The sequence below is a fragment of the uncultured Rhodococcus sp. genome (genome assembly GCF_963525155.1).
Lineage (GTDB): Bacteria > Actinomycetota > Actinomycetes > Mycobacteriales > Mycobacteriaceae > Rhodococcus_F > Rhodococcus_F qingshengii.
In genome coordinates this window covers 1-11,591 of record NZ_CAURKP010000161.1, presented here as the reverse complement: position 1 = coordinate 11,591, position 11,591 = coordinate 1, and the positions used below count along the sequence as shown (strand labels likewise).

The following is an 11,591-nucleotide window of genomic DNA, read 5'->3' as shown; positions in this document are numbered from 1 at the left end:
CAACCAACTTTGGCGACAACAGAACCCGCACCAGCCCCCCTACGAGGAGACCTCGATGCGGCGCCAAAAGACATGCTCAGCCCAAGTCGGCGACAACCCGCTCGGCGAGAGGCCGTGACGACGCCGGATTCTGACCGGTGTAGAGCTTGCGGTCCACCACGACATAAGGCGACCACGCCTCAGCCTTCGAGAATTTGCCGCCCAATTCGCGTAGGCGAGTTTCGAGCAGCCACGGAGCCTTGTCCGCCAGACCAGCCTGCGTCTCCTCTTCGTTGGTGAACGCGGTCAGCTGATAGCCGTCGAACAGCCAGCTTCCATCGGGTCTCTGGGCCGGCAGGAGTGCCGCCGGCGCGTGACAGACCGCCGAGACCACCTTGTCCGCGTCCAAGAAGTTCACGAGAAGCTCACCGAAGGATGCCGACACCGCAAGATCCTCCATCGGTCCGTGCCCACCCGGTACAAAGACCACGTCGTAATCGGCAGCATCGGCGTTCTCCAGAATCTCCGGCGAATCGAGCACCGGCTGCAGATCGGCGATGTACTTGCGCATACGGTCGGCGCCTTCTTGCCCACCGTTCACCTCGGGCGCCAGGCTTCCCTCGTCCACAACGGGAGCTTTACCGCCAGGCGTCGCGATCACGATGTCGTAGCCGGCGTCGACGAAAACGCGATGCGCCTCGACCAGTTCTTCCGCCCAGTACCCGGTCGGGTGGGGTGTTCCGTCCTTCAGCGTCCAGTGATCTGCAGAAGTGACCGCAAACAACAGCTTTGTCATCGCGCAACCTTTCGTCGGTAACAGGAACCCATTGGTGACAAGACACCATCTTCAAGGCCCGATCAATGAAATAACGTCCAGTCAGTGCAACACGCTGCCCTTGTGAGAATTCCTCACCACCGCAGAATCACGTCACCCGTCAGGTCCCGATCGGTTTGCCGAACAGGCCTGCGACGAGTTCACCGACCGCATCCACCCAGACTGGCCAGGTCCTCTGATCAAGCGCCATGGATCCAGCGTCGAAGGTGCTGCATCCCTGCTGAGCAGGCACACCAGCGAACCGATCACGAAGCCACAGTAGAGCACTCGGCAAAGCGACGACTTCCATGCTGACATGCTCACTGAAGTGGTCTCTGGTGTAAACGACACTCGCAGAAGGATCTTGGCAATAGGTATCGACAAGTTTGTTCACCGGGCCAACAGGCACCAACCAGTCGGGATTCGACTGATAGATGTACATCGGCACGTCAGGAACAGACTTACCCATGGCAGCTCGGGAGAGCGCAGCTCTCACCGTGGGGTGTTGGACCGGATCTCCCGGGACATCGAGGAAGCCCTTGATGTTGAGGAAGGGCACTGCAGCCGACGTCCAGAGCATGCACAGGTTGTCCTTGGCAGCGAAAAGCGCTCGGCCGGCAGGGTTTATGTGCTGATCGATGAAACCTGCAAGTTCAGGATCTTCTCGGCTCACTCCGATTACACCGGCAGCGACGATCCCGGCCCCGAGAGCGTTGTTGGCATTGTCGAGCAAAGCGCCGAGATCCGCGGCAACACCACCTTCGGCGACTCCGACGATATTCAGTTCCGGCGCGTACGCCTGCCGTATTTCAGCTGCGTGACCGGTAGGAATCGATCCACCCGAGTAGCCGAGCAGCCCTACGCGAGTTGACCGCCCTTGCAGCTCCATGGGTTCGAAGTTCTCAGCAGCACGAATACCGTCGAGCGTGATCCGGGCCGCGACGGGGCCGGAGGCGAAGGAAGAATTGGGTCCCTGATGATCGGGCACCGACAATGCCCAACCCTGCGCCAGTGCCGCCTGCACTTCGAGGAATTGAGCCCCACCGGTCGCAGCGCCCGTCACCAGCCACGGCAACGCGCCTTGCTGCATGACATACGAAGGTGCGCAGTAGTTTCCGAGTGAATCCTCTGCCATCTGAAAGGACAGCAGCGGGCGCGGGCCTCCATCGCGAGTGTCGCCACGCGGCTTGATCACTGTGGTGACAGCAGGAATCGCCTCGCCCGCAGCATTATTGGATCGATACGAGATCTGCCACGCATCCACGTTGGTCGGAATCAGGTTGAGAGTACCGAGATTCACCGCACGAGCGGCGATGATCTCACCCGGTTGCTTGGATTCGACGACCTCGACAGGCGGTTCATAGAAGGCCTGGTCCAGTTCAGGCAAAGGCGGTGCAACCGCAGGCGGCAGGGCAGGCTGGACCTGAATTTGGGCGGGAACACCTTCGTCCGGTGCCGCTGAGGCAGGTGCCGAAAGTCCGATCTGCCCGATTACTGCAATCACGGCAATTGCGAGGCCCCCGCGTTGTCGGTCAGTTGTCCAGCGTCGTCCCATACCAATTCCTCCCCGGAAAAGCACAGATTGCCTTGTGTTGCCGCAGTTCTCATCACGAGCACACAAGTTAGATGCGAGTGTCTAACACATTGAGGACGAGAGTAGAGCGTTGTGGGCCGGATTACAATCCCCTGGTGTTCGTGACCTATTCGTCGGCGTGAAGGGGCGCGTCGTCGATCAACGCATTCAAGAGCACCGTCATCAGATCGACCAGTACCGACACGGGAGGACGAGGCTCCGCAGTGCTCCACTGGTGCACCAGCGCGGTAAGCGCGCCGATGAAGGCGGTGGACGCCCACCGGTAACCACCCGGCGGTTCGTAATCGTCGCCCACGATCCCTTTGATGATCGACTCGAAAAATGTTGCCCAGACCGAACGTTGGTCCACACGATGCTTTTCCACCCGGGGACTGACACCTACGACGTCGATGAAGGCAACGTGTGCGCGTCGTGGGTCACTTCCGACCGACTCGACGAAGGCGGCCATGGCCGTCGCTGCCTTGTCACGGAGATTGACCGAAGGCTCTGCATCGAGTGCGTCGACCATTGCAATTCTGGCGTCGAGTTGAATCTGGTCATACAGCGCGAGGAGTAGATCCTCGCGACTACCGAACTCGTCGTAGAACTGCCTTCTGGCCAGACTCGCGGACGCGCAGATATCCGCCACCGAACTTCCGGCATACCCCTGGTCTGCAAACACGCTGAGAGCAGCATTCAAAAAGAGAGAACGGCGTTCGGCCTTGCGAGCCGCGACCGACCTTCCGCCGTAGTTTCTGTCTGTTTCAGCAATTGCCACGTCTGCCAGAGTATGCGGCATCGCGCCGCACACAAAACGCATCTGACCTGCTGCAAAGTTCCTTCACCACCACTACCGGCGCACCGGCACTGCAGCACGATCAGGCCAATACGAAGGCCACGGCAAAAAGTGTCCAGGCGGCAGCGAGAACCGTTGACGCCGCAGTAACTGCCCCGGTCACGGCAGGTCGAGTGCTGCGGTTGCGCGCGGCGATGATCCCGACCGTCATCAAAGTCAATGCCACCAGGAACGACAAAACCACGATTTTCACCAGCAACCCCTTCGACGACGGTCAACAGAACCGGAAACTATTTAGATAGTACACAAATAAATCGTGCATTAATTAAACTCGAACTCCGTCAGGGGATTCTTGACAAAGTTCAACAGCGACTGTCAGGCTAGTCCTGACGAAAGGAGAACTTCTCATGGAAGACCTGATCGAACGCGCCCTGACCGCGAAGATCGAGACCGCCGCGATCACCACGGTCAACGCCGCGATCACCGAGGCCGGCACTCAGGCAGACAAGATTGTCGGAACAGATCCTTTACCTGGCAGCCCTGAGTGGGAGGCAGAACAGGACACCGACATCCCGGCGCAGCGTCAGATGGCGTGGCAGTTGGCCTGTTTCCGGATTCAGCTCGCCGCGGGTATCGATTCGACGGCAAGCGTCATGAGCCTGCGTAGATTCGGCGCAACATGGTCAACCATCGGCCGCGCAGCGGGAATGACCCGTCAGTCCGCGCATGAACGGTGGGGTCGACGTGTATCGGACATGCTCGATCCCTACGGAGTCGGGATGCCGCCCATGGTGCCGAATGATGATCCGACTCAGCCCTGACTAACAATCGCGTGACTAACAATCGCGTGACTACCGATCCGGCAGCAGCGCATCGGCTTTCGCGACCAGCACAGCGCGCTCACGCTCGTTCCCGGCCAGCCGAGCCGCTTCGAGGAGTTCGGTTCTAGCCTCCTCGGATCGGCCGAGCTGACTGAGCAACTCCCCCCGAACGCTGGGAAGCAGGTGGTAGTCGGCCAGTTCACCTGAAGCGACAAGCTTGTCGACGAATTCGAGCGCAGGGCCAGGACCGTATGCCATGGATACCGCCGCCGCATGATTGAGGTCGACCACGGGCGATGGCGCCAGTTGCGCCAGAGCCTCGTAGAGGATGACTATTTTCTTCCAATCGGTGTCATCGAAAGTTGCTGCTCGCGCATGACATTCGGCAATCGCCGCCTGCAGGCCGTACGGGCCTCGTCCACGCCCGACGGCGTCAGCTCGTTCCAGCGCCGCAAGCCCACGCGAGATCTGTAGACGGTCCCACCTCGTCCGGTCCTGGTCCGCCAGCAGGATGGGCTCACCGGTCGAGGTTGTCCGAGCGCCGAATCTCGAGGCTGTCAGCTCCATCAATGCGACAAGGCCGTGTACCTCGGACTCCCTGGGGACCAATTCGGCGAGTATTCGCGCGAGCCGCAGAGCCTCAGCACTGAGCTCCGCGCGCATCCACTCGTCCCCGGAACTGGCTGCATAGCCTTCGTTGAACACCAGGTACAGCACTCCGAGGACGGCGCTCAATCTGCGCGAAAACTCTTCTCGCCCTGGAACTTCGAAAACCGCTTTCGAGGCAGTCAGCGCCTTCTTCGCGCGGACTATCCGCTGCTGCACCGTCGCCGTCGGCGTGAGGAACGCTTTCGCAATCTCTTCCGTGGTCAAACCGCCCACCACCCGAAGCGTCAACGCCACCTGCGCTTTTCGATTCAACACGGGATGGCAGGCGATGAACATCAGGCGAAGGACATCGTCGTCGATGCGGTCCGGATCCCAGCTGACGTCGTCGAAACGTGAAGCGTCGTTCTCGAGTTCACGCGCAAAGTGGGCGTAGCGCTCGTCCAACCTCTCACGTCGTCGCCACCCGTCGATTGCTCGTCGTGTCGCCACAGATGTCAGCCAGGCAGCGGGATTTCTCGGAACCCCCGTCGCGGGCCACTGCTCGACGGCTTCGAGCAGAGCCTGCGCGGCCAGATCCTCGGCGAGATCAAGATCTCCGACGGTGCGAGTCAACGTGGCGACAATCTTCGCGGATTCGATACGCCAGACCGCGTCGACAGCCTTTCTCGTTTCTTCTCGCACCGCCTCGTCGGTCATGGTTCAGCCTGCGACCGGACGATCGGTACCGAGCTCTTCACGCCAGCCGGCCTCTTTCTGGATGTACTCGTTGTCCTGATCGAAGTCCGACATCTCGCTCACGCGGCGTACCTCGAGCTTGCTTCCCGGCCCGAGCGGGCAGCGCTTCGCCCATTCCAAGGCTTCATCTTTGGTCGACGTCTGAATGATCCAGAATCCCGAGAACAACTCCTTCGTCTCCCCGTACGGGCCGTCGGAGACCAGCGGAGGATCGGACTCGAAATCGACGATGAATCCCTCCTCCATCGCCAGTCCCTCACCGGCCAGCAAGACACCTGCCTTGATCAGGGACTCGTTGTACTGCCCCATCGCGGCGATGATCTCGTCGAAGTCCATTTCCTTGGATGCTTCGATGGCCTCATCGGTGGAACGCATGATCAGCATGTACTTCATGAGAATCTCCTTCGTTCGTGGACCGCTCTGTTCGGTCCCTCTGCTTACACGTCGAACGGCGCACTCACCGATCGACAAACTTCCGAAACAATTTTTCCGAGGACATAACCGCCGGTCGCGATACGCTGCCCACGGTATCGGCGGACGGGCCGTCGGGCCGGTCAGAAGTCGAGAAATCCCGGCACAACTTCGCGAACGAGCCCGGTCGCGTCAGTGCTCCCGTAGAAATACAGCGATCCGTAACCGAATAGGTACTCCTCTACGAAATCGGGGTGGGACTCGGCAACCACCGGCCACCCCTCTTCGTTGATCTGGAACAGGAAGCTGTGTCCATCCGCCTCCACGGATTCGGCATACGACGGTTCGTTCTGAATGAGCACCGGTTGCGGAGCGATCAACACCAACGGCATCACCTCGTCGTCCGAGGGAATCCTGATCAACGCCGCGCTGCCAAGGCCCGCATGGCTGCCCGCCGATTCCGCACTTCGTGACGACGGCGGGTGCAGGACTGCCCTGACCCCGATGTCCGGGTATTCGAGGTCGTCGTCGCCGATGGAGAAACCTCGACGGATGAAGACCGAAAGCTCTCGCACGCCGAGCCACGGCGCCGTGTGTGCCTCGAGCGTCAGAAGGTACTCGTGCGACTTCAGAATCGCCTGACCGGCGAAAACCTGCGGAGGTCGGCCACCAATACGTGCCCCACTTTTCGAATCGCTCGAACCCACCCCGAGATGTACTCTGTCCACCGGCGTCATCCTAGGGAGATCCGACGGGTGTCGGAGGAAGACTCTCCAATTTCCTACAAGTCACTGGTGACGTAGGCCACATCCAGGCTCGATGATGGGTGCATGACAACATTCCCCACTCTCGACCCCGAACTCGCTGCAGCACTCACCATGGTCCCGAAATTGGACTTCGCTGACCTCCCCAACGCACGGGCCACCTACGACGCTCTGGTCGGCACCATGTTGGCCGACCTGTCATTCGACGGAGTCACGCTTCGTGAACTGTCCGCTCCTGGACTGGACGGCGATCCGGAGGTCACGATTCGTTTCTTCACCCCGGACAACACCGCCGGCCCTGTCCCCGTTCTGCTCTGGATCCATGGCGGCGGATTCGCAATCGGCACTGCAGAATCCAGCGATCTATTTTGCGTCGAGGTAGCGCGGGAACTCGGATTCGCGGTTGCAAACGTGGAGTACCGCCTCGCCCCCGAAACCCCTTTCCCCGGCCCCGTCAACGACTGCTATGCCGCGCTCCTCTACATCCACGCCCATGCCGAGAAGCTGGGGGCCGATCCCAGCCGCATCGCAGTGGGAGGGCAGAGCGCAGGCGGTGGACTGGCCGCAGGCACTGTCCTCAAAGCCCGCGACGAGGGGGTTGTGCCCGTGGCATTCCAATTCCTCGACATCCCTGCACTCGACGACCGTCTGGCGACGGTCTCGATGACGAACTTCGTCGACACCCCCTTGTGGCACCGCCCCAACGCCATCCTGTCGTGGAAGTACTATCTCGGCGAGTCGTATTCCGGTCCCGAACATCCTGACGTCTCCATTTACGCTGCGCCGTCCCGGGCTACCGACCTCACAGGTCTGCCGCCGACCTACCTGTCCACCATGGAACTCGACCCGCTCCGCGACGAAGGAATCGAATACGCCCTTCGGCTGCTGCAAGCGGGAGTCAGCGTCGAATTGCACTCCTTCCCCGGAACCTTTCACGGGTCGACACTCGTCGCGACCGCAGCGGTCAGCGAAAGGGGTGCCGCCGAAGCCCTCACTGCGCTCAGGAGAGGGTTGCGTTCGCCGTCACCAGTCTCGTAGCGTTGCGAGATGCAAGGACTGATGTACCGGCTTGCCGAGCTCGATGCAGACTCGGCAGGCCTGGTACGTGTCATCGATTACTTCGACGCCCTAGTGCGGCACGGCTCCGACACCGCATCTTTGCTTCGCGCGAGCGCGCAGTTGGCGGACTGCGTCGTGGGTATCGAGATCGTCGAGCGCGGTAGAAGCAAGAAGAATTTGCGCCGTTGCGATCCGCGCGGCCGATGGTCACCCGAACCCCAGATCCCACCGAGCATGACCAGAAACATCGCTGTCGACGAAGAGGTTCTCGGAACGGTATGGATCGAACGCCCCGGGGCCAGCTTGCCACTCGACGAAATGCTCGTCGACCGGATGGCCCTGACCGCAGCGATAATTCTGCAACCCCGACGTCTGCCTACCGAAGCCGAGCACACTCGAAATCTGTTGTTCCCGATGGATGAACTTGCGGTGCTCACCTCCTGCGCCGGTCTCGGTATCGAACCCCATACCCAAGTCCGTGTAATGGCAACCAAGGCAGTCTCAGGCACGGCCGAAGGTGCTGCACACCTTGTCATTTCGCCAGATTACACACCTGGCAAAGCCACTGGGATAGACGCTGACGGCGAGTATCTGAATCTCGTGACGGGTTCGTTCGCAGCGACACCCGAGCTGTCCGTGGCCGCACTGTCGTCATCCGTACGCGCCGGAATATCTTTGACTGCTCCCGCTTCCGAAGTGAGCACAATACTGAGCACTGCACGATTCGCTCGTACACAGGCGTCGGCAACAACACCGATCGTGAACGCCGACGATCTCGGCGCCCTCAACCTCTTGGCGCCGGGACCACACATCGATCACTCGCGAATACCGGATCTGGTTCGTGCCGAAGAGATCGGCGATACCAAACAGGGGTCAGAACTACTCGAAACCTTGAGGTCATACCTGCAGTCCGGAACCTTGAGGGCCGCAGCAGATTCCATGCATCTTCACCACAGCAGCGTCGCGCACCGATTGGCAAAACTGTCCCAGCACGTCGGATTCCACGTCGATTCCATCGAGAACCGAGCACGCGCAACGGCCATGATGCTGGTCCTCGATGGTGGATAGGACCCACCGCGCATCACAGGCACTACGCAGTGGTTGACGATCTTTCGCGTTCAGCGAGCGCAACAAACGGCGCAAGCGCCGGATTCGGATTATCCGGGCGGTAGGTCACTGCCACGTCGAGAGTTGGTTGCTCACCGGCGATCTCACATAAATGGACACCTGGGATGCGGAGCATCCGCGCTCTGCCCTGGGGGATCGGCGCAATACCCACCCCGTCCGAGACGGCATGCAGCACCTGCTCGTCGTCGGCCTCGAATCGAACGATGTTGGGCGCCCCGTTTGGCCAAAGTTGTTCGAGCGTACGCAAATACATCCCCGGGGCGTTGGCCTCCGGCCAGAACACAACGGAGACGTCCACCAGATCTCCGAGTTCGAGCGTCGCTCGATCTCCGAACGGATGATCCACGGGCACAGCGACCAGGATAGGTTCGGTGTCGAGGACGATCAGGGGAAGTTCTCGATCGTCTTCATCGAGCGGCGGGCGAACAACCGCGATGTCTACGGCTCCGGTTCGGACGAGGTCGACAGTCTGCGCCGAAGTGCCACGATGAACGACAACTTCGACGCCCGGGTAGAGCCTTCGATAGGTGCTGACCAGATCCGCGACTGCGCCGCCCGCCCACGAACGGGTGTACGCGATGCGCAGTTCTCCGTCCACACCGCGCGCGGCCAACCGAATTCGTTCGACCGCCCGGTCCGCACACCCGATCAAAAAGCGCGCCTCTCGTACCGCCACCTTGCCGGCTTCCGTGAAGGTGAACTGCGGACCCCGACGATCCACCAGCGGAACTCCGAGTTCGCGCTCGAGAACCTTGATCTGCTGACTGAGGGCCGATTGCGCGACGTGGACGTTCGCAGCGGCTCGAGTGAAGCTCCCATGATCCGACAGAGCGATCAGATAACGGGCACGCTGCAGGTTCATACGGCGATTATAAGAAAAACAGATGGTGGTGTCACTACTTGGTCTTGGACACGGCATCACCTGAGGTCGGAGGATCGAGTTCACGTTGATCCACCGTCTGTCTCCCGAAAATTGTCACCCGAACGATCACAAGGTTGCACATGAACCCCCGAACACTCACTGAACCTGCAACAGACGCGAGGCTTCTCGACGCCCTCGCAGAGATCGTCGGCCACACGCATGTCCTTACCGATCCCGAACTGATCGAGGGCTACACACGTGACTGGACGGGACGTTGGATCGGCGACGCGATCGCGGTCATCCGCCCCGGCAACACTTCCGAAGTGTCTGCGGTTCTTCGAGCATGCTTCGACGCGGGGGTTCCCGTCACACCGCAAGGCGGCAACACCGGACTGGTCGGTGGTGGAATCGCCTCGGCTGGGTCCGTGGTGCTGAGTACCAGACGTCTGGAGACGATCGAAGCCGTCGACCCCATCGGTCGGACAATCGCAGCCGGCGCCGGCGTGACCGTTGCTCGCGCCGACCTGGCGGCATCGGCACACGGTCTCCGCTTCGGAATCGATTTGGCATCAAAGGAATCCGCGACACTCGGCGGCATAGTCGCAACCAACGCCGGTGGGACGCGCATGGTCCGATACGGAAATACGCGCGCACAGATACTCGGTATCGAAGCCGTGCTCGCGGACGGTTCGGTGCTGAGTAGATGGACTCCACTCGTCAAAGACAATGTCGGATACGACATTCCAGGACTTCTCGCCGGAAGTGAGGGAACGCTCGCAGTCATCACCAAGGTCCTGATGAAGCTGGTCACCCCGGCGACCGACACCCAGGTCGTGCTCGCGGGTGTACGCGACGTCGATCAAGCGCTTCATTTGTGTAATCGCGTGCGTCAGAGCGGATTGACCGTCGAAGCCGCCGAGATCATGACCGACGACGGCATCTCCCTCGTCTGCGCACACACCGATGCCCGTCGCCCGTTCGGCACCCCTTCACCGATGTACACACTCATCGAGGTGTCATCACCGCGCGAGACGGAAGAGTCGCTCCTCGAAGTACTCTCCGACTCTGCCGACCTCATCGAGGACGCGACGGTCGAGCCTGGGCCGGCTCGAAAACTGTGGACTCTGCGGGAAAGCCATACCGAAAGCATCAGCGCGTCGTCGACGACGCCGGTAGTCAAGCTCGACATCTCCGTCCCCTTGTCCGTGATGGGAATGTTCATCGACAACCTCCGAGAAAGCCTGGCACAACGATTCCCCCTCGTGCGGCCAATCCTGTTCGGGCACTTCGCCGACGGAAACATTCATGTGAACCTTCTGGATGCCGAGCCGAGGGTCGCACACGAACTGACCGATATGGTGTTCCGACTCGTCGCCGCCCACCATGGAAGCATCAGCGCCGAGCACGGGATAGGCCGCGCGAAGTCGCCGTGGATATCGCTGGGGCGCACTGAAACCGACATCGCCGCAATGCAGTTGATCAAATCGTCCTGGGATCCCCGTGGAATCCTCAATCCTGGAATACTGTTGCCGGAAAAAGTCGGGTAAGCAAAAGGGGTCTCATGCAGGATCTTTACGTCGTCACTCATCCTCATGCCGAACACACAGCGCAGGACGTAGTCGGCGGTTGGCACAATTCGGTTCTCACCCCCGCTGGTCGGCGCGATGCAGGTTTGATCGCCGAAGCACTGAAACGACGACGCACCGGAACTTCGCGCGCGGTCCGCATCACCTCGTCCGACCTCGAACGGTGCACCGAGACATCCACGATCATCGCCCGGACACTCGATGCTCCGGCGACAGCAGACACTCGATTGCGCGAAATCAGCTTCGGAGAAGCCGAAGGACGCCCGAACTCGTGGCTGGCCCAGCGGCAGGTCCCGGCCCCTGACAACAACCGCCTCGATCACCGTGGCCCCGTTGCCGGTGCCGAGACCCGCCGCGACATCGCTGCAAGGGTTCACGAATGCATGCGCGAACTGATGGACGATCTCGATCACGATCACATCGTCGTAACCCACGGCTTTGCACACACATTCGT

At 60.8% G+C, this 11,591-nt stretch carries 13 protein-coding genes; 5 read left to right on the top strand and 8 right to left on the bottom strand.

Annotation, left to right across the window (positions count from 1 at the left end; all coding sequences use genetic code 11):
* Nucleotides 1–76: 76 nt before the first annotated feature.
* The 4 genes from RWT78_RS23600 to RWT78_RS23585 form a co-directional block, all read right to left on the bottom strand.
* Entirely contained in the window at nucleotides 77–775 is a 699-nt protein-coding gene (locus tag RWT78_RS23600; RefSeq protein ID WP_003943085.1) for a type 1 glutamine amidotransferase domain-containing protein, read from the bottom strand.
* Nucleotides 776–914: 139 nt separating this feature from the next.
* Entirely contained in the window at nucleotides 915–2,348 is a 1,434-nt protein-coding gene (locus RWT78_RS23595; RefSeq protein WP_116057683.1) for a lipase family protein, read from the bottom strand.
* Between the two features lie 145 nt (nucleotides 2,349–2,493).
* Nucleotides 2,494–3,186: a TetR/AcrR family transcriptional regulator gene (locus tag RWT78_RS23590; protein WP_314681328.1), complete on the bottom strand. Its 693-nt coding sequence runs from the start codon at nucleotides 3,184–3,186 to the stop codon at nucleotides 2,494–2,496.
* A gap of 58 nt (nucleotides 3,187–3,244) precedes the next feature.
* Nucleotides 3,245–3,415, bottom strand: coding sequence for a hypothetical protein (locus RWT78_RS23585; protein ID WP_007735738.1), 171 nt, complete (start codon nucleotides 3,413–3,415; stop codon nucleotides 3,245–3,247).
* A 154-nt stretch (nucleotides 3,416–3,569) separates the two neighbouring features.
* On the opposite strand from RWT78_RS23585, the gene RWT78_RS23580 reads away from it, so the two are divergent.
* On the top strand, nucleotides 3,570–3,983 hold the full coding sequence (locus RWT78_RS23580; RefSeq protein ID WP_003942828.1) for a hypothetical protein: 414 nt from the start codon (nucleotides 3,570–3,572) through the stop codon (nucleotides 3,981–3,983).
* Between the two features lie 30 nt (nucleotides 3,984–4,013).
* Here the strand turns inward: RWT78_RS23580 and RWT78_RS23575 are convergent, their stop codons facing one another.
* From RWT78_RS23575 to RWT78_RS23565, 3 genes are all read right to left on the bottom strand, one after another.
* Nucleotides 4,014–5,288: an RNA polymerase sigma factor gene (locus RWT78_RS23575; protein WP_054825059.1), complete on the bottom strand. Its 1,275-nt coding sequence runs from the start codon at nucleotides 5,286–5,288 to the stop codon at nucleotides 4,014–4,016.
* A gap of 3 nt (nucleotides 5,289–5,291) precedes the next feature.
* Entirely contained in the window at nucleotides 5,292–5,720 is a 429-nt protein-coding gene (locus RWT78_RS23570) for a YciI family protein (RefSeq protein ID WP_003943226.1), read from the bottom strand.
* 161 nt (nucleotides 5,721–5,881) lie between these two features.
* Entirely contained in the window at nucleotides 5,882–6,475 is a 594-nt protein-coding gene (locus RWT78_RS23565) for a hypothetical protein (RefSeq protein ID WP_314681320.1), read from the bottom strand.
* Nucleotides 6,476–6,568: 93 nt separating this feature from the next.
* Here RWT78_RS23565 and RWT78_RS23560 point away from each other — a divergent pair, with 93 nt between their 5' ends.
* Nucleotides 6,569–7,540 carry an alpha/beta hydrolase gene (locus tag RWT78_RS23560; RefSeq protein ID WP_314681318.1) on the top strand — a complete coding sequence of 324 codons (972 nt, stop codon included), beginning with the start codon at nucleotides 6,569–6,571 and terminating at the stop codon, nucleotides 7,538–7,540.
* Between the two features lie 9 nt (nucleotides 7,541–7,549).
* Entirely contained in the window at nucleotides 7,550–8,629 is a 1,080-nt protein-coding gene (locus RWT78_RS23555) for a helix-turn-helix domain-containing protein (RefSeq protein ID WP_314681315.1), read from the top strand.
* Between the two features lie 22 nt (nucleotides 8,630–8,651).
* Here the strand turns inward: RWT78_RS23555 and RWT78_RS23550 are convergent, their stop codons facing one another.
* The gene (locus RWT78_RS23550) at nucleotides 8,652–9,551 is read right to left on the bottom strand and encodes a LysR substrate-binding domain-containing protein (protein WP_314681311.1); all 900 of its coding nucleotides are present in this window, start codon (nucleotides 9,549–9,551) and stop codon (nucleotides 8,652–8,654) included.
* 140 nt (nucleotides 9,552–9,691) lie between these two features.
* Between RWT78_RS23550 and RWT78_RS23545 the strand changes: the two genes are divergently transcribed.
* Complete coding sequence (locus RWT78_RS23545) at nucleotides 9,692–11,098, top strand: FAD-binding oxidoreductase (RefSeq protein WP_314681308.1); 1,407 nt, start codon at nucleotides 9,692–9,694, stop codon at nucleotides 11,096–11,098.
* A gap of 14 nt (nucleotides 11,099–11,112) precedes the next feature.
* A partial coding sequence (locus tag RWT78_RS23540; RefSeq protein WP_314681305.1) for a histidine phosphatase family protein occupies nucleotides 11,113–11,591 on the top strand: 479 nt, incomplete at its 3' end.

What these genes read in the sequence shown, in the direction of transcription:
- RWT78_RS23575 (WP_054825059.1), bottom strand. Translation starts at nt 5,288, where the DNA reads ATGACCGACGAGGCGGTGCGAGAAGAAACGAGAAAGGCTGTCGACGCG.
- RWT78_RS23550 (WP_314681311.1), bottom strand. Translation starts at nt 9,551, where the DNA reads ATGAACCTGCAGCGTGCCCGTTATCTGATCGCTCTGTCGGATCATGGG.
- RWT78_RS23580 (WP_003942828.1), top strand. Translation starts at nt 3,570, where the DNA reads ATGGAAGACCTGATCGAACGCGCCCTGACCGCGAAGATCGAGACCGCC.
- RWT78_RS23560 (WP_314681318.1), top strand. Translation starts at nt 6,569, where the DNA reads ATGACAACATTCCCCACTCTCGACCCCGAACTCGCTGCAGCACTCACC.
- RWT78_RS23570 (WP_003943226.1), bottom strand. Translation starts at nt 5,720, where the DNA reads ATGAAGTACATGCTGATCATGCGTTCCACCGATGAGGCCATCGAAGCA.
- RWT78_RS23590 (WP_314681328.1), bottom strand. Translation starts at nt 3,186, where the DNA reads ATGCGTTTTGTGTGCGGCGCGATGCCGCATACTCTGGCAGACGTGGCA.
- RWT78_RS23545 (WP_314681308.1), top strand. Translation starts at nt 9,692, where the DNA reads ATGAACCCCCGAACACTCACTGAACCTGCAACAGACGCGAGGCTTCTC.
- RWT78_RS23565 (WP_314681320.1), bottom strand. Translation starts at nt 6,475, where the DNA reads ATGACGCCGGTGGACAGAGTACATCTCGGGGTGGGTTCGAGCGATTCG.
- RWT78_RS23600 (WP_003943085.1), bottom strand. Translation starts at nt 775, where the DNA reads ATGACAAAGCTGTTGTTTGCGGTCACTTCTGCAGATCACTGGACGCTG.
- RWT78_RS23595 (WP_116057683.1), bottom strand. Translation starts at nt 2,348, where the DNA reads ATGGGACGACGCTGGACAACTGACCGACAACGCGGGGGCCTCGCAATT.
- RWT78_RS23555 (WP_314681315.1), top strand. Translation starts at nt 7,550, where the DNA reads ATGCAAGGACTGATGTACCGGCTTGCCGAGCTCGATGCAGACTCGGCA.